We start from the raw sequence: 19,791 nt of genomic DNA on the forward strand, positions 1-19,791 counted from the left end.
GGCCTGCGCCTTCGGACGGGACGCGGCCAGCTACATCCAATTTGCGCGTTTGAAGAAGAAGTAGAGCCCGACGCCGACCGCGAGCATCATGCCGAGCGCCATCGGGTAGCCGAACGCCCAGTGGAGTTCAGGCATGTCGTCGAAGTTCATGCCGTAAATGGCGCCGACGAGGGTCGGGGCGAAGAGGATCGCGGCCCAACCGGAGATCTTCTTCATGTCTTCGTTCTGGCGCTGCGCCACAAGGGTTGAGTTGACGCTGAGAATCTGCGTGAGCGACTCCTTGAGTTCGCGCGTCTGCGCGACGTGGCGCGCCAGGTGGTCGGCGACGTCGTCGAGGTACTTCTGCAGCTCGGCGGGGATGTCGTACTTCCCGAAGCCGCCGCGCAAGGCCGTCACGACCTCGGTCATTGACGACACGGTCTGAAGCATGTCGATGACCTCCTGGCTCAGGCGATAGATGCGCTCGGTGACCGCCGCATCCCCGCTAAATACCTGGCGCTCGATCTGCTCCTGGTCGATCTCGAGGCCGCGGAGCACCGGCTCGTAACCGTCGACGATCGCGTCGATGACGCGGTAAACGACCGCCTCGGGGCCGAGCGCGAGCAGGTTCGTCTGCGCCAGCACGCTGTCGTCGTCGCGGCGAATCAGGCTGAAGGGATGCTCGGCGTCGTGATCGCTCACCCGCGTGCCGTCGATCCATTCGTTGTCTTGGCAGAGCACGGCGACGTTGCCCGGGCGCACGAGCACGTGGAACTCGTCGAAGTCGATCTCTTCGATGTCGTCAAGGTAGCGGGCCGAGCGCAGTACGAGCAGCAGCACGTCCCCGGCGCGCTCGAGCTTCGGCCGCTGGTTCGCGATGAGGATGTCTTCGAGCATGACCGGGTGCAGCTGCCAGGCGGTGCCGAGCTCGGCGATCTGCTCGGGCGTGGGCTCTGGGTAGAACGACATGGCCATGCGATCGGGTGCGTCACTGACGAAGTCGAGGGCGTCGGCGGGCGTCGTACCGGCGGGGGCCTTCGAGGGCTGCCCGCCAGAAATAAGGCGAATGATCGGGCCATGAGTCACAAGTCGAATGGTCTCACGAACATTAGGATAGAGAGACCATGACTGCACCATCAGAGATTCGTGTTCGTTTCTGCCCGTCGCCCACCGGCACCCCGCACGTCGGGCTCATCCGAACCGCCCTGTTCAACTGGGCATATGCGAAGCACGTCGGCGGTACGTTCGTGTTCCGCATCGAAGACACCGACGCGCAGCGCGACTCGGAGGAGAGCTATCAGCAGATTCTCGAGGCGCTGAATTGGCTCGGTCTCGACTGGGACGAGGGTATCGGCGTCGGTGGCCCGCACGAGCCGTACCGCCAGTCGCAGCGTGGTGACATCTACCAGGATGTGATTCAGAAGCTGCTCGGGGCCGGTCACCTCTACGAGTCGTTCGCGACGGCCGAGGAGATCGAGGCGCGCAACGTCGCGAACGGTCGCGACCCGCGCCAGGGCTACGACAATTTCGAGCGCGAGCTCACCGACGAGCAGAAGGCGGCGTTCCGGGCCGAGGGCCGCGAGCCGAGCCTGCGTCTGCGTGTGCCCGACACCGACCTCAGCTTCGACGACCTCGTGCGCGGCGAGATCACGTTCAAGGCGGGCTCGTTCCCCGACTTCGTCGTCGTGCGCCCGAACGGCCAGCCGCTCTACACGCTCGTGAACCCAGTTGATGACGCGCTCATGGAGATCACGCACATCATGCGTGGCGAGGACCTCCTCTCGTCGACGCCGCGACAGATCGCGCTGTACCACGCGCTCGTCGAGATCGGCGTCGCGAAGTTCATTCCGCGCTTCGGTCACCTCCCGTACGTCATGGGCGAGGGCAACAAGAAGCTCTCGAAGCGCGACCCCGAGTCGAACCTGTTCCTGCACCGCGACCGCGGGTTCCTGCCCGAGGGCCTGCTCAACTACCTCGCGCTGCTCGGCTGGTCGATTGCGGCCGACCGCGACGTGTTCACGATGGAAGAGATGTGCGCGGCGTTCGACGTCGCCGACGTCAACCCGAACCCGGCCCGCTTCGACCTGAAGAAGGCCGAGGCGATCAACGCCGAGCACGTGCGCCTGCTCGAGCCCGAGGACTTCGCGGGTCGGCTCGTGCCGTACCTGCAGGCCGCCGAGCTCGTCGCGACGCCGGCGACGGATGCGCAGCTCGAGATCGTGCGCCAGGCCGCGCCGCTCGTGCAGTCACGCATGCAGCTGCTCGGCGAGACGCCCGGCCTGCTCGGCTTCCTGTTCGTGTCGACCGACGACCTCGTGTTCGAGGACGACGCGCTCAAGACGCTGAAAGATGGCGCGCTCGACGTGCTCGCGGCAACCGCCGAGTCGCTCGAGGGCGTGAGCGAGTGGGCGACCGAGCCGATCGAGGCCGCGATGCGCGCGAAGCTCATCGACGAGCTCGGCATCAAACCGCGGCTCGCGTTTGGCCCTGCCCGCGTCGCCCTGTCGGGTCGCCGCATCTCGCCGCCGCTGTTCGAGTCGATGGAGCTGCTCGGCCGCGAGGCGACGCTCGCGCGCATCCAGAAGCTTCGCGACCACCTGAGCGCCTAGGGGGCCGATGTGACCATCGCGCCGGAAGACCACTACGAGGTCGTCATTGTTGGCGGCGGCCCCGCCGGCCTGCAGGCGGCGCTGCTGCTTGCGCGGCAGTTGCGCCGCGTGCTCGTGCTCGACGGCAATCGGCCGCGGCACTCGGCGACGATGGAGGCGCACGGCTTCCTCTCACGCGACAACATTCCTCCGAACGAGCTGCGCGCGGCCGGCCGCGAGTCGGTCGAGGCGTATGAGAACGCCGAGATTCAGTTCGCGCAGGTGACGCGGATCTCGCGTGACGGCGAGGGTTTCCGGATCGAGGCGAAGGGGGTGCGCGGCTCGCGGGCGCGGCTCGTGCATGGCGATCGCGTAATTTTGGCGACAGGGCTGAAGGAAATTTTTCCGGAGTTGCCGACCCTGCGCGCGTACTACGGCACGCACATCCACTCGTGTGTCGTGTGCGATGCGTGGAATAAGCGCGATGCCTCAATCGCGGTGTTTGGTGTGCCGAGCGCGAAGACGCTCGCGTACCGGGCCGCGCAGTTGTCGCGCATCGGCTCGCACGTGACGCTGTTTGCGAATGAGGAGCAGGTGCACGAGGTTGATGCCGAGCGGCTGCGGCTGCTCGGTGTGGCCGTTGACCGTCGCGACATCGAGGACGTCGTGGGGGAGCGTGCGACCATGACGGGCGTGCGCACCGTCGATGGCGATGTGGTGCCGGTCGAGGCGGCGTTCGTGCTGCCGGCGTTCGAGGCACAGATCGGTTTTCTTGACGACGACCTGCGGCCCGATCTTGATGCCGAGGGCCTCATCGTCGCCGACAACTTCGGCCGCACCCGTGTGCAGAACCTCTACGCGACGGGCGAGCTCACCGCGCCCGGGCCCGAGGTGCTCATCATCTCGGCGGGCAAGGGTGCGCGCACGGCGATCGCCGCGCACCGCGACGCCACCGGGTTCTAGAACGGCGCTGGGTCGTCGGCGTACTTGAACTCTGGGCCCGACACCGGGCCCATCGGTTCTGGGTAATCGATGAACACATGTCCGAGAGGCGAGGTCCACTCGAGCACGCCGCCGCCGAGATGTCGTACTCGCCATGGCTTCCGGTGTTTCTGTATGTGGTGGCGTTTGCAGAGGTATTGCAGGTTTTCGGGCACGGTTTTGCCGCCGATTTCCCACGGAATGGTGTGATCGAGCTCGCATTTCGCCGCGGGTCGGCGACAACCGGGGTGCCGGCAAGTTTGATCTCGTGCACGTAGGTAGCGGGTGAGCGATGCGGTCGCGACCCGGGTGTCGGCCGTAATGACGTGGCCGTTGATGGGGTCGGTGAGGATGCGCTCGATCGAGGGCACGTCGCCGAACCAGTCGCGAGCCTCCTCGACGCTCATCGGCTGTGTGCCGTTGAGCGTCGCGATGTCGCGCGGCGCTTCTGGGTCGCGAAGCGCGAGCACGGGCACGACGATGCTGATGTTGGCTTCCACGCGCCGTTTGCCGGCGGACTTGCTCTCGAGGATGCCCTGCGGGGTGGAGGTGAGCAGGGTGTCGAGGAGGAGGTCTGCCCGGATTTGCTCGATGGTGCGCCCGTCGGGCCGGAAGTCGTCGGCGTCTGTGCCAGATGCATCCCCGCCGTTCGCTTCGTTGTGTTCGGCGATCTCGCGCTTGTTCTCATCGCGCAGGATTTTGGCCTCGGTGGTCAGCAGGTCGAACGCAGCGTTCGCCATGCTCGAGGGCAGGTACGCCGAGAGCCAAGACATGCCGTTCTCGATATCTTGGATGACGACGCGGCGTTCTTGTACCTCGCGGGCATGGTTCTCTTCGAACTCGCTTGCCGCGAGCCGTGCGGCCTGGCGCTCGGCGAATTTCTCGGTCTTGCCGGGGAGGTGCGTCTTGGCATAGTTGAGCACCTGCTCGCCGTAGGAGTCGAGAACCTCGTCGGGCAGGTCTTTCGAATGCCGCAGCATCGAGTCAACTTGTTGCTTCGAGACTTCGCCGGCGCGCAACGGCTCGAGCCAAGAGGCGAACTTTGAGGTGAGCCGGTGTGAGGCGTGCGCGCGCGTGATCAGTGCGGCGTCGCTGAGGTTGAGGAGGGCGCCATAGGAGCCCATGATCGAGCGAAGGTTGTGGCGAAACAGCTCGGCATACGCCCCGCGATGCGGGTGTTCCGCATGTTCGGCGTGTGACCGCTGCTCAGTAATGAGGAACGCGGCTGAGAGTGCCTGTGTCTCGGCGGCCTCTGCCTTCCCGCGTGCCGCCTTCACCTCTACGAGGAAGTCGCCGATCTGTTGCAGCGGCTCGTTCAGTCCGTCAGTTTCGGGAGGAGGCGTGGCAGAGCTGAAGTAGTCGTCGGCTGGTGGCGTAGATGGCATCGGGCTGCACCTCCTTCGCGGGATGTGTCAATACTCCCAGCAATAGAACAGAAAGGCAAGAGGAATCTTCAGCCTATTAGAACAAACATGCTAATTAAGCCCAGGTGCTTCGGCGTGCATCCTCTCGTTGTGCGAGTCGAAGTCCCGTGGCGCTGAAGCAAGTGCACCACGGGCCTACGACATGACGCGACGACGCTGGATATTGCGTGCCGCTGCCCGTCTCGGCGCGGTGCGGCTTTGCCGTCTACGCGAGCTTGCCGAGCTCGGCGATGGTGTCGGCGAGGATGCGCAGCTGATTCGTGCGCACCCGCTGCGAGTTCGCGGATGCGCTGATGCCGAGGGCTTCCGCGGCGCGCTGATTGTCGACGCCATCGAGCAAGAGGTGGAGGCTGTGGCGCGTACCGGCGCGGAGTCGCGAGAGCTGTGCATCCACGAGCTGCACGGTCACCGGTGCCAGTGGATTGGCCGCCTCGCGACCATCGACAATGCCGGTGCGAACGTCGACATATTGCGGGTCGTTTTCGAGGGCTTCGGCGGCCTCGATCGCTTCGCGGGCGCGCCACCACGCGCTGCCGTCCTGTATGTCGCGCTCTTCGTCGATCACTCGAACCTCGCCGCCGCCGAGGCCGAAGCGCAACTCGACCACGCCGTCGAGCAGGAGTCGCAGTCGGTAGCTCGCAGCGAGCGCTGCACCGAGCGTGGGGTAGATGCCCTGCAGTTCGTCGCCAACGGTGGGATGCAGTGGCTCAAGCGCTGCCGCAGCGTCGAGTTGGGGCAGCGCGTCGAGAATCGCCGCGTGGGCCGCCGAGCGATCAGAGCCGCGCGAGTCGACGATGTCAACAAGCAGCGCCACGCATGAAGTATTTGCCTTCATTTTGCTCATATGAAGAGTTTACCTTCATTATGACTGCTTTGAAAGGGGTGGAGGTTGAGGTGGAGTGGCCGCAATGTCGCATGCTGCTGCTTGACTTGCGTTAGCGGCCAGCCTCGGCGTGGCACGACACGCCCTGGCTGAAACTGCGACAATCAACAGGCGCGCCTCGCGTACCGCGAAGCAAACCTTCATTTCTCAGAAATGAAGCCCAAACCTTCAGTGCCCGCAAGCGAACTGCACCCGAACATCCCACCCCAAAGGAGGCGAAATGGACCTCCTCGAGCTGCTGCTCAAGGCCCTCATTATCGCCGCCCTCGGCGTCGTCGCGCTGCTCGGCAATCCGCCCGTCCGCTTCCTGCTGCGCCGCATCGACGCGCCGCAGCCGTCGGCAGAGTCCGGCTTGCCGCTACTCGAAACCGGCCGGGTGCTGCGCGGGGGCCGCTGGATCGGCATCCTCGAGCGCGCCGCGGTCTACGCGACGCTCGTCGCCGGCTTCCCCGCGGGCCTCGCGATGATCATCGCGATCAAGGGCCTCGGGCGCTACCCCGAGCTGCGCGCGCAGGCCGACTCTCGCGTGGGCGAGCTCTTCATTATTGGAACGTTCGCGAGCATGCTCTGGGCGGCCGCGTTCGCTGGAATCGCGTATGGAGTGGTGCGACTGTGGTGACCAACGACGGCGGCAATCTCGACACGGCCGGGCTGCCCGACTCGGTGCAGCAGCGGCTGCTTGAGATGTGGCAGGAGCCCCACCGCGACTACCACGGCATGAACCACCTCGAGTCGGGCCTCGCGGCGCTCGAGACGCTCGGCGGCACTCAGCTCGAGAAGATCGCCTTCTGGTGCCACGACGCCGTGCACACCAACACGTCACCCGACGACGAGCACGCGTCGGTCGACATCGCCGAGCAACTGCTCTGGGGCAACCTCACCGACAGCGAACTCGACGAGGTGACCCGGCTCATCCTCATCACCATCAACCACCGGCCGGATGCGCAGGACGCGGCCGGCGCGCGGGTGTCCGACGCCGACCTGGTCGGCCTCGCGCTCGACTGGGATGCGTACGAAGAGAACATCGAGGGTATCCGCGTCGAGCTGCCGGAGCTGAGTGGGCGGGCGTGGCGAGCGCGCCGCCGCAAGCAGGTCGACGACCTCGTCGGTCGCCCGCAACTCTTCTTCACCGACTACGGCCGCGACCACTGGGAAGACCGGGCCCGCGTGAACCTGCTGCGCGAACTCGACGATCTTCGCTAGCCCCAATCGCCCAACTCGTCACACACCGTAATAGCTGTAACTCGGGGTCACGGCGGTTCGCTTCGGCGGGCCATCGCCCACAAGATGAACTGGTCGCGTCACTCGTGCGCGCCACCACTTGACCTCGAGAGAACGGAACGCCGATGACGAAACGCATTATTCTCAACGCGTTCGACATGACCACGACGACGCACCAAAGCTCGGGCACGTGGCGCCATCCCGACAGCCAGGCGCACCGCTACAAGGACCTCGACTACTGGACGAACCTCGCCCAGACGCTCGAGCGCGGCCGCTTCGACAGCATCTTCATCGCCGACGTGCTCGGCACCTACGACGTCTTCCGAGGCTCGGCCGCAGCCGCGCTCCGCGACGGCGCGCAGACCCCGGTCAACGACCCGTTTTTGCAGGTGCCCGCCATGGCCGCCGTCACGAAGCACCTCGGCTTCGGCGTCACCGCCGCCGTCACCTACGACCAGCCGTTCCCCTTCGCACGCCGCATCGCGACCCTTGACCACCTCACGAAGGGCCGCGTCGCCTGGAACGTCGTGACCTCGTACCTCAACTCGGCCGCACTCAACCACGGCTTCACAAAGCAGCTCGGCCACGACGACCGCTACGAGCTCGCCGAAGAATTCCTCGACGTCGTCTACAAGCTGCTCGAGGGCTCGTGGGACGACGACGCGGTCGTGTTTGACCAAGCGAACGGCATCTTCGCCGACCCCGCCAAGGTGCACCCGATTAAGCACGAAGGCACCCACTTCTCGGTGCCCGGCTTCGCGATCACCGAACCGTCGCCGCAGCGCACGCCGGTGATCTTCCAGGCCGGCGCCTCGCCCCGCGGCCGCACCTTCGCCGCCTCGCACGGCGAGGGCGTGTTCATCTCGCCGGCAACCCCCGAGGGTGCGCGCGTCATCACCGACGACATCCGCGACCGCGCCGAGGCCCAGGGCCGCTCGCGCGACGACGTGAAGATCTTCGCCCTCGTCACCGTCGTCACCGATGAGAACGACGCCAAGGCGATCGAGAAGCTCAAGGACTACCTGAGCTACGCCAGCCCCGAGGGCGTGCTCGCGCTCTACGGCGGATGGACGGGCATCGACTACTCGAAGTTCGACCGCGATCAGCCGCTCGAGGCCGTCGACAACGACAGCCTGCGCTCGGTGCTCGCATCGCTTGCGTCTTCGGACAACACGGTGCAGTGGACGGTCAATGACATCGTCTCCCGCCGCGGCATCGGCGGCATGGGCCCCGTCATCGTGGGCGGGCCCGAAACCGTTGCCGACGAACTTGAGCGCTGGGTCGAGGTCGGCGGGCTCGACGGCTTCAACTTCGCTTACGCCGTGACGCCGGGCAGCTTCGAGGACCTCGTTGACTACGTCGTCCCCGAGCTGCAGCGACGCGGCCGTGCCCAGACCGAGTACACCGGCACGACCCTGCGCGAGGGCCTCTACGGTGAGGGCCAGTCGAGGGTGCTCGAGACGCACCCGGCCGCCCGGTACCGTGGGGCGTTCAGCGAGACGGTCGAAGATGCAGAAGATCGGGAGTTCGCACTATGACAGACACCAACACCACCACGCACACGCAGTTCGACGCGCTGACCGAGGCCGAATTTAAGAACGTCGTCGGCCACTTCGCCTCGGGCGTCACGGTTGTCACGACCGCGTTCGGCGACAAGCTCTACGGCTCGACCGCGTCGGCCTTCTCGTCGCTGTCGATGGACCCGCTGTCGGTGCTCGTCTGCCTCAACAAGACGAGTACGACCAACCCGGCCGTGACCGGCTCGGGCTATTTCGCGGTGAACATCCTCGGCGAGCAGAACGCCGAACTCGCGAAGCACTTCTCGCGCAAGAACGACGACAAGTTCGCGAGCGTGAACTACAGCCTCTCGCAGTTCGGCGGCGTGCCGACGCTCGACGACGCGCTCGCCACGATCGTTTGCGAGGTCATGGACACGCCGGTCGGCGGCACCCACACGGTGTACTTTGGCCGCGCGCTTGAGGCGACCGCCGCATCCGGCGGACCACTTGCGTACTACCGCGGCCGCTTCGGCCGATTCGAGGAATTCGAAATTTGATGAGGGACTTCACGCCACAGGCCGAGCCTGCCGTCTACGTGCTGCACGAAAACGAAGACTGGTTGCCGCCGCTGCGCGAGGCGTTCGCCGCGCAGGGGGTGCCGCTGCGCGAGATCGAGCTCACCTCGGGCTCGATCGACCTCGCAGCCGAGCCTCCGCAGGGCGTCTTCTGGTCGCGCCTCAGCGCCTCGTCACACACGCGCGACCACGGCAACGCCAAGGAGTACGCCCGCGCGGCGCTGCGCTGGCTCGAGGCGCACGGTCGCCGCGTCGTCAACGGCGCCCACGTCATCGAGTTCGAGGTGTCGAAGGTCGCGCAGACCTCGGCGCTCGCGGCAGCCGGCTTCGATGTGCCGCACACCGTCGCGGTGTTCGGCAAAGATGAGCTGGTCTCCCGCGCCGCCGAGCTCGCGACGCCGTTCATCACGAAGCACAACCAGGGCGGCAAGGGCCTGGGCGTGCGCCGCTTCGACCGCCTCGAGGAGTTCGTCACCTACGTCGACGGGACCGACTTCGAGGAGCCGATCGACGGCATCACGCTGCTGCAGGAATACCTCGTCGGCGCGGAGGCGTTCATCACGCGCGCCGAGTTCGTTGACGGCGAGTTCGTCTACGCCGTGCGCGTCGACACGTCGGCCGGCAGCTTCGAGCTGTGCCCGGCCGAGGCGTGCGCCGTGCCCGTCGGCGCGGGTGGCGTCGAGGTCGAGGCTCTGGCGGCCGCGCCGATTCAGCTCGGCGACTTCGCACCGGCCGCCGCCGCGTGCGAGGTCGGGGCCGACAGCCTGTTCAGCATCCGCGAATCGGTGACCGCCGACGACGAGCTCATCGTGCGCCTGCGCGACTTCCTCGCTGCGAACCGCATCGAGGTCGCGGGCATCGAGTTCATGGAGACGGTCGACGGCCGCCGCGTCGTCTACGACATCAACACGAACACGAACTACAACCCCGACGTCGAGGCCATCGCCCCCGCGTCGGCCGCCGCATCCCTCGTTCGCGCGCTCGGCCGCGACCTCGACCAGCTCCGAAAGTAACCCTCCCCACATGCGCTTTGGCTACTGGACACCGACGATGGATCGTTGGCTTCGCAACGTTGATGAGACCTTCCCGACCGACCTCGAGGCACAACAACGCATCGCGCGCGCGGCCGAGCGGGTCGGCTTCGACATCACGCTGATTCTCGAACTCAACCTCAGCGACATCGGCGGGGCGGATGGGCCGGTGCTCGACGCCTGGTCGCTCGCCTCAGTGCTCGGGGCCTCGACCGAGAAGCTCGAGATTCTCGCCGCGATTCGCCCGATCTACCACCAGCCGGTGCAGCTCACCGCGAAGCAGGCGGCGACGCTGCAGTACCTCACGAGCGGCCGCTTCAGCATCAACGTCGTGTCGGGGTGGTGGGCCGAGGAGGCGCGCCAGTACGGCATCGAGTTCGCTGCGCACGACGACCGTTACGCGTTCACGCGCGAGTACGTGGATGCGCTGACGACGCTCTGGCGCGACGACGTCGCGAACTTCGACGGCGAGTTCATCAAGTTCGAGGGCACGCACCTGCAGCCGAAGCCGAGCCCCGCGCCGCACATCTTCGCGGGCGGCGAATCACCGGCCGGCCGCGCATCCATCTCGCAGTACGCCGACTCGTACCTGACGCACGGCGGCACCGTTGAGGAGCTCGGAGAGAAAATCGCCGACATGCGCGTGCGCCGCGAGGCGACCGGGCGTGCGCCGTTCAAGCACTTCGGCATGGCCGCGTTCGCGATCGTGCGCGACACCGAAGAAGAGGCCCTCGCCGAGCGCGAACGCATCACGAACGTCGCCGAGGGCTCGCCCGGCTTCGAGTCGTACCAGGACTTCATTTCGAAGTCAGAACTCAACGTCAACGTCTCGCTCGAGGACTACTCGGTGTCGAACCGCGGCCTGCGCCCGAACTTCGTCGGCACGCCAGAGCAGGTGGCCCGGCGCATCCTCGAGTTCGAGCGCGTCGGCCTCGACGTGCTGCTGCTGCAGTTCGCCGACCCCGAGGGCGACCTGATTCGCTTCGGCGAGCAGGTGATTCCGCTCGTGGAGCAGTTGCGGACGGCCGAACTGGTCGGCCAATGACGACGCCCCACGACGGCGTCGTGCCGCCGAACTACGACTGGGATGCGTTCGGTTTCGACACGCGCCAGGTGCACGCGGGCGAGCGGCCGAACGCCGACCATGGCGACCGCGTCGTGCCGATTCACGTGAGCAATGCGTTTCGCTTCGACTCGTTTCAGGACACCTGGGATCGCTTCGCGGGCGTCGAGGACGGCCAACTGTATTCGCGCCACCTCAACCCGACCGTCGAGGTGGCCGAGCAGCGCGTCGCCTCGCTTGAGGGCGGTTCGGGTGCCGTCGCGTTTGCGTCGGGTAGCGCCGCGATCATGGCGACGATTCTCGCGGTGTGCAGCCAGGGTGACCACTTCGTCTCGACCGCGAGCATCTACAGCGGCACGATCGCCGGCTTCGAGCGCACGCTGAGCCGGCTCGGCATCTCGGTCTCGTTTGTCGCCGACTGGCGCGACACCGATGAGTGGCGGGCGGCGCTGCGACCCGAGACGCGCGCCGTCTTTACCGAGACGATTCCGAACCCGAAGAACGACATTGTCGATATTGCGGCGGTGGCGGAGGCCGCGCGGGCGGCGGCGGTGCCGCTCATGGTCGATAACACAATCGCGACGCCGGCGCTGATTCGCCCGCTCGAGCATGGGGCCGACCTCGTCGTGCACTCGTCGACGAAGTTCCTCGGCGGGCACGGCGCGACGCTATCGGGCGTCGTCGTGGACGGCAGCCGCTTCGACTGGGCAGCGCACGCCGACCGATACCCCCAGCTCGCCGACGCGGTCACGCGGTGGGGTGCGCGACGCGCGTTCGAGCAGTACGTGCGCTTCAACCAGCTCTACGACTTCGGCGCGACGCTGTCGCCGTTCAACGCGTTTCTGCTGCAGCAGGGCCTCGAGACGCTGTCGCTGCGGATGGAGCGGCACGCGGCGAACGCGCACGAGCTCGCGCTCTGGCTGGCCGAGCAGCCCGGGGTCGAGTCGGTCGACTACGCGGGGCTGCCCGGAGGCCGCGACTTTGAGCTCGCTCGGCGGCTGTATGACGGCCGCAGTGGCTCGGTGTTCTCGGTGACGCTGGCGGGCGGACTCGAGGGCGCGCGCACGTTCGTCGACCACCTGTGCGTGTTCTCGCGGATGACGAACATCGGCGACACCCGGTCGCTCGCGATTCATCCGGGCACGTCGACGCACGTGAACTGGCTCATCGCGAATGAGAGTGTAGGAGCGGTCTGAATCCGCCGGCTTCGAGGAGCGATCTGGCGATGTAGTGCGTGAGGTTCCGGAAGCCGAGTGCGGAACCGCGAAGGTGCTCGAGCCGGCCGTTGATGGCCTCCGTCGGTCCGTTGCTCGTGCCGGGGCGGTCGAAGAACGCGAGGATGTCCGCGGCGCGTTGCTTCATCGTGCGGCCGAGGCGTCGGACCTCGGTGAGCATCGTGGGGACGCCGCTGCTGACCGACTCGATCACCGCTTGCATCATCTCCCTCGCCTTGTTCTTGTCGGGTTCCCGGTAGGCGGCGACGATGCGCTGGTAGATGCCCCAGGTCGCTTCGACCTCGACATGCTCCTCGACGGCGAACACCGCGTTGAGCCGGGCGGTCTGCTTCTCGGTGAGGAAGCTCGCGCCGGTGTGGAGGGTGCGACGGACGCCATAGAGCGGGTCTTCAGCGTGACCGCGGTGACCGAGCGTGTCCTGCTGGACGCGCTGCCTCGTCCGGTCGAGCGCATCGCCGGCCAGGCGGACGACGTGGAACGGGTCCATCACAGGGACAGCGTCGGGGAGCTCTTCGGCCGCGGCGGTCTTGAACCCGGAGAACCCGTCCATCGCGACGACCTCGATCCTCTTCGACCACTCTGCGGGACGTGCGGCGAGCCACTGCTTGAACACCGCCTTCGAGCGGCCCTCGACCATGTCCAACAGTCGTGCCGGTCCGGTCTTGTCGCGGACCGGGGTGAGGTCGATGATCACGGTCACGTACTTGTCGCCGAACCGTGTGTGGCGCCAGACGTGCTCGTCGACACCGATCGTGGTCACCCCGTCGAACCTCGCCGGGTCGTCGATGAGCCGCCGTCTGCCTTCGGCGAGGATCGCGGTGTTCGCGGTGTGCCACGACACCCCCAGCCCCGCGGCGGCGCGGGAGACGGTGAGATGGTCGACCACGATCGCTGTCAGCGCCCACCCGAGACCGCCGCGGGAGATCTTCGCCCTCGGCGCCGCCGCCTTCGACGTGTCCTGCCGCCATGTCCGTCGGCACGTGTCACACCGATACCGGCGCACTCGCACCAGCAGCGTCGTCGACCGGTGCCCGAACGGCTCATGCGCCAGCGGACGCGTCACCGTGTCCCGCGGCACGCCCTCCGCGCCGCACTTTCGGCACCACAGGTCGTCGTCGACGACGCGGCACTCCAGCACCGCCCGATCAGGCTCGAGCAGCTGCCCGACGGCCCGGAGGCCGAGTTCGTCGAGACGGCAGAACGTGGTCAGGTCAGGGGTCGCGAACGTAGGGTGGTGCACGTCGAGGTCTTCCGGCGGATGGGCAGTGTGAGAACTTCCATCCTGGAAGACCTCGACGCCTATCCGCGAACCAGCCGCCGACCCTCGACTACACCCTCAACTGCGAAGAGCCGGATTATCTACCGTATGTTATCCATAACAACAAAACTGATCTCATCGTTTTTGGGGGGAAACGAGGATCTTCCGCCGGTACTCAATAGGCTGGTTTATTCGGAGTGAGCCGAATTCCGACGACGCTGATATGCGATCGTCAAGAACACAGCACCGCCGAGAGCTACGATGGATCCGAGAAGAATCGGACCGATCGGGTTGAAATCGGATCCCGTTACTGCGAGAACCTGAGAGTCGTTCGAACGCTGAGCCGTAAAAACGGGAGTGCTGCTCGAAGAAGGAGACGGCGTCACCACGACAGAAGTCTCCGAAGGACTCGGAGTGGGTTCTGGAGTGACGGACGTCGACGGTTCAGGTGAGGGCGTCACAGAAGGCTCAGGGGTCGGAGTTGTGGTCGGTTCCGGAGTCGGAGAAGTAGTCACAGAAGGCTCAGGGGTCGGAGTTGTGGTCGGTTCCGGAGTCGGAGAAGTAGTCACAGAAGGCTCGGGAGTAGGCGTAACCGTCTCTGAAGGCTCCGGTGTGGGAGTCACTTCACAACCCTTTCCGACGGGCTTCTGACCACCCTCGCCGAAGTGCTCATTGTACTGGCTGAGCTGTACCCAGCTAACACAGAGCTTATCGACGTTGAATCCGAAAGCCGTGAACGGAAGGAAATCCTTACCGATCCACTGGCCCGAAGGCTGGTTGTTAAGGGATTCGAAGTGGATTCCCTTATCGCCCTGGTTGGTCTTCACATTCACATGACCGTTGTCCTGGAAAGTGACTCCAGCAGGAAGCTGAATACCAGTTTCCGTGACAGTGTACGGAGTCGGAGAATCCGATCCCGCAGCGAGAGCCGGAGTTGCAATCAGCAATCCGCCGGCCGACAGAAGCAGAACACCAAGTCCTGCAATGATCTTGTTCTTCATCTTTTTTCTCCGTTGATAAATATCAGAAAGGAATGTTCGTGAAGATTGCGTTTTCGTACTTGAAGGACGTCGGAGAAACCTCGAGTGTGATGTTGGAGGGATCTGCAACGTTGAAGGCCGTGTAAAACTCGATGGTCTGACCAGGAAGAATCGACATCGTGGGAGCCATTCCAAGATTCGGATAATCGGGGTTTCCCACGTCAGCAACCATAATCGCCGGCTTACCGCCCGAACTTGCCTCGGGGAAAACGATCGGCTCGAGAACCTCGGAAGAGTTGTTGGTGAGAACAACCTTGAAAACGACGGACGTATCACCTTCTGCTCGCGGCATGTAGTCGAGATTGGTGGGGGTGAACTCGGAAGGCTGGCTCATCGAGATAGACACGCCATCATCATAGGTGGCAACGTGGCTCATCGCGAATGAGAGTGTAGGAGCGGTCTGAATCCGCCGGCTTCGAGGAGGGATCTGGCGACGTAGTGGCTGAGGTTTCGGAAGCCGAGGGCGGAACCGCGAAGGTGCTCGAGCCGGCCGTTGATGGCCTCCGTTGGGCCGTTGCTCGTTCCGGGGCGGTCGAAGAACGCGAGGATGTCCGCGGCGCGCTGCTTCAGTGTGCGGCCGAGGCGACGGACCTCTTTGAGCAGCGCGGGGACGCCGTTGCTGACAGAGTCGCTCACCGCCCGCATCATCTGTTTCGCCTTGTTCTTGTCGGGTTCGCGGTAGGCGGCGATGATGCGCTGGTAGATGCCCCAGGTCGCTTCGACCTCGACGTGCTCCTCGGCGGCGAACACCGCGTTGAGCCTGGCGGTCTGCTTCTCGGTGAGGAAGCTCGCGCCGGTGTGGAGGGTGCGGCGGACCCCGTAGAGCGGGTCGCCGGCGTGACCGCGGTGCCCGAGGGTGTCTTGTTGGACGCGCTGCCGGGTCCGGTCGAGCGCGTCGCCGGCGAGGCGGACGACGTGGAACGGGTCCATCACCGGGACCGCGTCGGGGAGCTCTTCGGCCGCGGCGGTCTTGAACCCGGAGAACCCGTCCATCGCGACCACCTCGATCCGGCTCGACCACTCCGCGGGCCGGGCGGCGAGCCACTCCTTGAACACCTGCTTCGAGCGGCCCTCGACCATGTCCAGCAGCCTGGCCGGGCCCGTCTTGTTCCTCGCGGGGGTGAGGTCGATGATCACGGTCACGTACTTCTCGCCAAACCGTGTGTGACGCCAGACGTGCTCGTCGACACCGATCGTGGTGACCCCGTCGAACCTCGCCGGGTCGTCGATCAGCCGCTTCTTGCCTTCGGCGATGATCGCGGTGTTCGCGGTATGCCACGACACCCCAAGCCCTGCTGCGGCGCGGGAGACGGTGAGGTGGTCGACCACGATCGCCGTGAGTGCCCACCCGATCCCGCCGCGGGAGATCTTCGCCCTCGGCGCCGCCGCCTTCGACGTGTCCTGCCGCCAGGTCCGGCGGCAGTGCGTGCACCGGTATCGGCGCACCCGGACCAGCAGCGTCGTCGGCCGGTGCCCGAACGGCTCGTGCGCAAGCGGCCGCGTGACGGTGTCACGCGGCACGCCCTCCGCGCCGCACTTCCGGCACCACGGGTCGTCATCGACGACGCGGCACTCCAGCACCGCCCGATCAGGCTCGAGCAGCTGCCCGACGGCTTGAAGGCCGAGCTCGTCGAGACGGCAGAACGTGGTCAGGTCAGGGGTCGCGAACGTAGGGTGGTGCACGTCGAGGTCTTCCAAGATGGTGAGCGTGAGAACTTCCATCCTGGAAGACCTCGACGCCTATCCGCGAACCAGCCGATGGTCCCGGGCTACACCCTCAACTGCGAAGAGCCCGTGAACTTCACACCCGAGCGGCGCGCCGCGCTCGGGATTCATGACGGACTCGTGCGGTTGTCGGTCGGGATCGAGTCGGTGGGGGACCTTCGGGCCGACCTCGCCAGCGCCCTCGCGGCGGTCGTCGCGCGGGTCGAGGCCGCACGAGCCTAGATTCGCGGGGGTCTCCTCACGGACCGTTGACAACGCAATGAGTCGGTGTTCGCGCTAGCGGGTGCTACCGCCGGTGCTCTGGGCGCGGCGACCGGTGCGGCGCTGGCCCGAACCCTGCGTCGGGAACTGGCTCGAGAACTTGCCAGAGCCCGAGCCGCGCTGGTTCGAGCTGGCCGAACCCGAACGCTGGCCCGCGCTCGCGGTGCGCTGACCGTCCCGCTGGCCCTGGCGCTGGCCCTGACCATCGCGGTGAGCCTGCCCGGCGTGCTCGGGGCGAGTGCTGTTCTGGCGCTGCCCCTCGCCGCCGCGCGGAGCGTTCGACGCGCCGCCCTGGCCTGAGCCGCGACCGCGGCCGCCGCGCGAGCGCTTGCGCTTCGCGTTCGCACCCTGCGAGCGGCCCTCGCCGGCCGGCGCCTGGCCGTTGGCGCGCTGCTGGGCGGTCTGCGTCTCGGCGCGCTTGCGCTCGGTGACCTTCGGGTCGATGCGCTCGGCGACCTCGCCGATGAGCGGCGCCACCTGTGGGCTGGCCGCGGTGACCTGCTCCGGCGTCACGCGAATCTTCGCGGCGCGCAGGAGCTGCTTCATCTCGCCGCGCTGCTCGGGCAACACGACGGTGACGACGTCACCCTCGTTGCCGGCGCGGGCGGTGCGGCCCGAACGGTGCAGGTACGCCTTGTGCTCGACGGGTGGGTCGACGTGCACGACGAGCGTGACGCCGTCGACGTGCACGCCGCGGGCAGCGACGTCGGTCGCGACGAGCACCTTGGCTTCGCCGCTCACGAACTCCGCGAGGTTGCGGTCGCGCGCGTTCTGCGACAGGTTGCCCTGCAGCTCGACGGCGGGGATGCCGCGGGCCGTGAGGTGGCGCGCGAGCTTCTTCGCCTGGTGCTTCATGCGCGTGAAGAAGATGCGGCGGTCGGTGCCCGACGCGAGCGCCTCGATGAGCGCATCCTTCTCGCTCTTGCCTGCGACCTCGAACACGTGGTGCGTGAGCTGCGGCACGGGCGACTCGGCGCTGTCGACCGAGTGCAGCACGGGGGAGTGCAGGTACTTCTTCACGACGCCGTCGACGCCACCGTCGAGGGTCGCGCTGAACAGCAGGCGCTGGCCGCGCTTCGGGGTGGCGTTGAGGATGCGCGTGACGACGGGCAGGAAGCCCATGTCGGCCATGTGGTCGGCCTCGTCGAGCACGGTGATCTCAACCGAGTCGAGGCTCACAACGCCCTGGCGCATGAGGTCGTCGAGGCGACCCGGCGCGGCCACGACGATGTCGACGCCGCGGTTGAGGGCGTCTTCCTGGCGCTTCTGCGAGACGCCGCCGAAGATCGTGGTGACGCGCACGCCCATGGGGGTGCCGAGCATCTCGATGGTCTCGGCGATCTGCGTGACGAGCTCACGTGTCGGCGCGAGCACGAGGCCGCGCGGGCGGGCCTGCTTGCGCTTGGCCTGCGCATCCTTCGCGAGGTTCGCGACGAGCGGGATGCCGAAGGCGATGGTCTTGCCCGAGCCGGTGCGGCCGCGGCCGAGCACGTCGCGGCCGGCGAGCGAGTCGGGGAGGGTGTCGCGCTGGATGGGGAAGGCGGTGGTCTTGCCGTTCTGCTCGAGGGCGGTGGCCATGGGGGCCGGAACGCCGAGCTCGGCGAAGGTAGGTGAAGTCAAGTTGTGCTTTCGGTGTGCAGCCACGGGCTCCAGCGCGACGGATTGCGTCGCGCAGCATGCATCGTGACTTAGTCGGCGAGTGCGCAAGATGTTGCGCATCGGTTCGCCGCGGAAGAGTGCCGCACGGTGCTGGAATGCCCGGGCAAGTTACGTCAGCGACGATGGGCCTCACAGGAGGACCGACTGCCTAGTCTACAGGCGAGCCCGATGCGGGGCCAGGGCTGGCGCCCCGGGTGCGCACAGAAATGTGCCGCTGAGCGCGAACGCCCGGCGGCACGTGGGTGGCCCGGCACAGTTAGCCGCGCCGCCAGAGCATCAGGTGGATGACCCCGCTCGGCGAAGTGACGGACTCGATGTTGAACCGTTCCTCGAGCGCCTCGAGGCCATCCCAGAGCCGCTCGCCGCGGCCGAGCACGATTGGCGCGATGGCAATGTGCAGTTCGTCGATGAGGTCGGCGGCGAGGAACTCGCGCACCGTTGTGGTGCCGCCGCCGATGCGGACGTCGGTGCCGGGCGCGAGCTCGCGCGCGTAGGCGAGCGCCGCATCCGCCGCGCCATCGAAGAAGTAGAAGCTCGTGCCGCCCTCGACGTGCAGCGGCTCGCGCGGCTGGCTCGTGAGCACGACGACCGGGGTGTGGAACGGCGGGTTCGCGCGAGGTGGTGGAAGCCATCGGGGGCTCCTCTTGAATTGGTTGAGCTACGCGACCTGCTGGACCGCGAACCAGTTGCCTTCGGGGTCGGCGAAGTTGAAGGTGGTCATGCCGCCCGCCTCGATGATGTCGCCGACCGTTGTGCCGGCAGCGGCGAGCGTCTCGCGCATCTCGGTGATGTTCGGGCTCTTGAAGAGGATGGACGGAGTCGCGAGGTCGAGCTCGGGCGAGGACTGCGCGACGACCTTGCGATCGAAGAGCGTGATGTGGGCGTCGGAGTCCGCCGTCGGGGTGAGCTCGATGAAGAGGGTCGTGCCGTCGACCGCCTGCTCGTCGACCTTGGTGAAGCCGACGGTGTCGACCCAGAAATCCGCGACCTCGCGAGGGTTTTCGACGTAGATCATGACGTTGCCGAACTTGGTGATCATGGTGCCTCCGTGGCGTTGACTTGGTTGCTGGTTCCTGGCTCGGTCAGTATTGCGCCCGGAGGTGAGCGGTTGCCAAAGTTCTGCCCATTTTGCGTTTCGCTCAAAACCCTGTAAAGTAATTCGTTGTGCCGCGGCCTCTTCCACGGGTCGGCGGGCGCACCAATGGGGTATGGTGTAATTGGCAACACGGCGGTTTCTGGTACCGTTGTTCTTGGTTCGAGTCCAGGTACCCCAGCCAATGAAAACCCTCGCGAGCGCGAGGGTTTTTTCGTTTCCGATGTTCGCGTCGGCGGAAACAACAGGGGGCGGGCCTCGACCTAGGTCGAGGCC

19 protein-coding genes, 1 tRNA gene and 1 pseudogene are annotated in these 19,791 nt (G+C 66.4%); 11 read left to right on the plus strand and 10 right to left on the minus strand.

Annotated features, from left to right (window positions below):
* Positions 1-30 precede the first annotated feature (30 nt).
* Positions 31-1,065, minus strand: a complete 1,035-nt coding sequence (locus tag QM019_RS07580; protein WP_282852482.1) for a magnesium and cobalt transport protein CorA — start codon at positions 1,063-1,065, stop codon at positions 31-33.
* A 38-nt stretch (positions 1,066-1,103) separates the two neighbouring features.
* Between QM019_RS07580 and gltX the strand changes: the two genes are divergently transcribed.
* Together gltX and QM019_RS07590 are read left to right on the plus strand one after the other, a co-directional pair.
* Positions 1,104-2,588, plus strand: coding sequence for a glutamate--tRNA ligase (gene gltX, locus QM019_RS07585; protein ID WP_193128333.1), 1,485 nt, complete (start codon positions 1,104-1,106; stop codon positions 2,586-2,588).
* A 9-nt stretch (positions 2,589-2,597) separates the two neighbouring features.
* Positions 2,598-3,530, plus strand: a complete 933-nt coding sequence (locus QM019_RS07590) for an NAD(P)/FAD-dependent oxidoreductase (RefSeq protein ID WP_282826426.1) — start codon at positions 2,598-2,600, stop codon at positions 3,528-3,530.
* Here QM019_RS07590 and QM019_RS07595 read toward each other — a convergent pair.
* Both QM019_RS07595 and QM019_RS07600 read right to left on the minus strand, forming a co-directional pair.
* Complete coding sequence (locus tag QM019_RS07595; RefSeq protein ID WP_282852483.1) at positions 3,527-4,933, minus strand: HNH endonuclease signature motif containing protein; 1,407 nt, start codon at positions 4,931-4,933, stop codon at positions 3,527-3,529. The two genes, QM019_RS07590 and QM019_RS07595, sit on opposite strands and share 4 nt — an antisense overlap.
* Before the next feature lie 244 nt (positions 4,934-5,177).
* The gene (locus QM019_RS07600; RefSeq protein ID WP_282852484.1) at positions 5,178-5,816 is read right to left on the minus strand and encodes a SatD family protein; all 639 of its coding nucleotides are present in this window, start codon (positions 5,814-5,816) and stop codon (positions 5,178-5,180) included.
* A gap of 259 nt (positions 5,817-6,075) precedes the next feature.
* Here QM019_RS07600 and QM019_RS07605 point away from each other — a divergent pair, with 259 nt between their 5' ends.
* The 7 genes from QM019_RS07605 to QM019_RS07635 all read left to right on the plus strand — a co-directional run bounded on the left by QM019_RS07605 (position 6,076) and on the right by QM019_RS07635 (position 12,440).
* Positions 6,076-6,474 (plus strand): hypothetical protein, encoded by a 399-nt coding sequence (locus QM019_RS07605; RefSeq protein WP_282852485.1) that lies wholly within the window; start codon positions 6,076-6,078, stop codon positions 6,472-6,474.
* Positions 6,468-7,058 carry an HD domain-containing protein gene (locus QM019_RS07610; protein ID WP_282852486.1) on the plus strand — a complete coding sequence of 197 codons (591 nt, stop codon included), beginning with the start codon at positions 6,468-6,470 and terminating at the stop codon, positions 7,056-7,058. Before QM019_RS07605 ends, QM019_RS07610 begins: the two co-directional genes overlap by 7 nt.
* A gap of 143 nt (positions 7,059-7,201) precedes the next feature.
* Entirely contained in the window at positions 7,202-8,614 is a 1,413-nt protein-coding gene (locus QM019_RS07615; protein WP_282852487.1) for an LLM class flavin-dependent oxidoreductase, read from the plus strand.
* Positions 8,611-9,132 (plus strand): flavin reductase family protein, encoded by a 522-nt coding sequence (locus tag QM019_RS07620; protein WP_282852488.1) that lies wholly within the window; start codon positions 8,611-8,613, stop codon positions 9,130-9,132. The genes QM019_RS07615 and QM019_RS07620 overlap by 4 nt, the downstream gene beginning before the upstream one ends.
* Entirely contained in the window at positions 9,132-10,163 is a 1,032-nt protein-coding gene (locus QM019_RS07625) for an ATP-grasp domain-containing protein (RefSeq protein ID WP_282852490.1), read from the plus strand. The genes QM019_RS07620 and QM019_RS07625 overlap by 1 nt, the downstream gene beginning before the upstream one ends.
* A 10-nt stretch (positions 10,164-10,173) precedes the next feature.
* On the plus strand, positions 10,174-11,226 hold the full coding sequence (locus QM019_RS07630; protein WP_282852491.1) for an LLM class flavin-dependent oxidoreductase: 1,053 nt from the start codon (positions 10,174-10,176) through the stop codon (positions 11,224-11,226).
* Positions 11,223-12,440 carry an O-acetylhomoserine aminocarboxypropyltransferase/cysteine synthase family protein gene (locus QM019_RS07635; protein ID WP_282852492.1) on the plus strand — a complete coding sequence of 406 codons (1,218 nt, stop codon included), beginning with the start codon at positions 11,223-11,225 and terminating at the stop codon, positions 12,438-12,440. The genes QM019_RS07630 and QM019_RS07635 overlap by 4 nt, the downstream gene beginning before the upstream one ends.
* On the opposite strand, the gene QM019_RS07640 is transcribed toward QM019_RS07635, so the two are convergent.
* The 4 genes from QM019_RS07640 to QM019_RS07655 all read right to left on the minus strand — a co-directional run bounded on the left by QM019_RS07640 (position 12,409) and on the right by QM019_RS07655 (position 16,460).
* Positions 12,409-13,719, minus strand: a complete 1,311-nt coding sequence (locus tag QM019_RS07640) for an ISL3 family transposase (RefSeq protein ID WP_282852493.1) — start codon at positions 13,717-13,719, stop codon at positions 12,409-12,411. The two genes, QM019_RS07635 and QM019_RS07640, sit on opposite strands and share 32 nt — an antisense overlap.
* 206 nt (positions 13,720-13,925) lie before the next feature.
* Positions 13,926-14,738, minus strand: a complete 813-nt coding sequence (locus QM019_RS07645) for a hypothetical protein (protein WP_282828773.1) — start codon at positions 14,736-14,738, stop codon at positions 13,926-13,928.
* Positions 14,739-14,760: 22 nt separating this feature from the next.
* Positions 14,761-15,153, minus strand: coding sequence for a hypothetical protein (locus QM019_RS07650; protein ID WP_282852494.1), 393 nt, complete (start codon positions 15,151-15,153; stop codon positions 14,761-14,763).
* Positions 15,150-16,460, minus strand: a complete 1,311-nt coding sequence (locus QM019_RS07655) for an ISL3 family transposase (protein ID WP_282852499.1) — start codon at positions 16,458-16,460, stop codon at positions 15,150-15,152. Before QM019_RS07655 ends, QM019_RS07650 begins: the two co-directional genes overlap by 4 nt.
* A 75-nt stretch (positions 16,461-16,535) precedes the next feature.
* Between QM019_RS07655 and QM019_RS07660 the strand changes: the two genes are divergently transcribed.
* Positions 16,536-16,724: a PLP-dependent transferase gene (locus QM019_RS07660; RefSeq protein ID WP_282852495.1), complete on the plus strand. Its 189-nt coding sequence runs from the start codon at positions 16,536-16,538 to the stop codon at positions 16,722-16,724.
* Between the two features lie 54 nt (positions 16,725-16,778).
* Here QM019_RS07660 and QM019_RS07665 read toward each other — a convergent pair whose 3' ends face one another.
* The 3 genes and pseudogenes from QM019_RS07665 to QM019_RS07675 form a co-directional block, all read right to left on the minus strand.
* Entirely contained in the window at positions 16,779-18,383 is a 1,605-nt protein-coding gene (locus QM019_RS07665) for a DEAD/DEAH box helicase (protein ID WP_282852496.1), read from the minus strand.
* Positions 18,384-18,678: 295 nt separating this feature from the next.
* Positions 18,679-19,011 (minus strand): annotated as a pseudogene (locus tag QM019_RS07670) (dihydrofolate reductase family protein); the annotation flags it as partial.
* 69 nt (positions 19,012-19,080) lie between these two features.
* Positions 19,081-19,461, minus strand: coding sequence for a VOC family protein (locus QM019_RS07675; protein ID WP_282852497.1), 381 nt, complete (start codon positions 19,459-19,461; stop codon positions 19,081-19,083).
* 163 nt (positions 19,462-19,624) lie between these two features.
* Here QM019_RS07675 and QM019_RS07680 point away from each other — a divergent pair.
* A tRNA-Gln gene (locus tag QM019_RS07680) sits at positions 19,625-19,699 on the plus strand.
* Positions 19,700-19,791: the final 92 nt, after the last annotated feature.

This window comes from Gulosibacter sediminis (genome assembly GCF_030011715.1).
Taxonomy (GTDB): Bacteria; Actinomycetota; Actinomycetes; order Actinomycetales; family Microbacteriaceae; genus Gulosibacter; species Gulosibacter sediminis.

What these genes read in the sequence shown, in the direction of transcription:
- QM019_RS07595 (WP_282852483.1), bottom strand. Translation starts at nt 4,933, where the DNA reads ATGCCATCTACGCCACCAGCCGACGACTACTTCAGCTCTGCCACGCCT.
- QM019_RS07675 (WP_282852497.1), bottom strand. Translation starts at nt 19,461, where the DNA reads ATGATCACCAAGTTCGGCAACGTCATGATCTACGTCGAAAACCCTCGC.
- QM019_RS07600 (WP_282852484.1), bottom strand. Translation starts at nt 5,816, where the DNA reads ATGAGCAAAATGAAGGCAAATACTTCATGCGTGGCGCTGCTTGTTGAC.
- QM019_RS07625 (WP_282852490.1), top strand. Translation starts at nt 9,132, where the DNA reads ATGAGGGACTTCACGCCACAGGCCGAGCCTGCCGTCTACGTGCTGCAC.
- QM019_RS07660 (WP_282852495.1), top strand. Translation starts at nt 16,536, where the DNA reads ATGGTCCCGGGCTACACCCTCAACTGCGAAGAGCCCGTGAACTTCACA.
- QM019_RS07605 (WP_282852485.1), top strand. Translation starts at nt 6,076, where the DNA reads ATGGACCTCCTCGAGCTGCTGCTCAAGGCCCTCATTATCGCCGCCCTC.
- gltX (WP_193128333.1), top strand. Translation starts at nt 1,104, where the DNA reads ATGACTGCACCATCAGAGATTCGTGTTCGTTTCTGCCCGTCGCCCACC.
- QM019_RS07635 (WP_282852492.1), top strand. Translation starts at nt 11,223, where the DNA reads ATGACGACGCCCCACGACGGCGTCGTGCCGCCGAACTACGACTGGGAT.
- QM019_RS07650 (WP_282852494.1), bottom strand. Translation starts at nt 15,153, where the DNA reads ATGAGCCACGTTGCCACCTATGATGATGGCGTGTCTATCTCGATGAGC.
- QM019_RS07645 (WP_282828773.1), bottom strand. Translation starts at nt 14,738, where the DNA reads ATGAAGAACAAGATCATTGCAGGACTTGGTGTTCTGCTTCTGTCGGCC.
- QM019_RS07620 (WP_282852488.1), top strand. Translation starts at nt 8,611, where the DNA reads ATGACAGACACCAACACCACCACGCACACGCAGTTCGACGCGCTGACC.
- QM019_RS07630 (WP_282852491.1), top strand. Translation starts at nt 10,174, where the DNA reads ATGCGCTTTGGCTACTGGACACCGACGATGGATCGTTGGCTTCGCAAC.
- QM019_RS07615 (WP_282852487.1), top strand. Translation starts at nt 7,202, where the DNA reads ATGACGAAACGCATTATTCTCAACGCGTTCGACATGACCACGACGACG.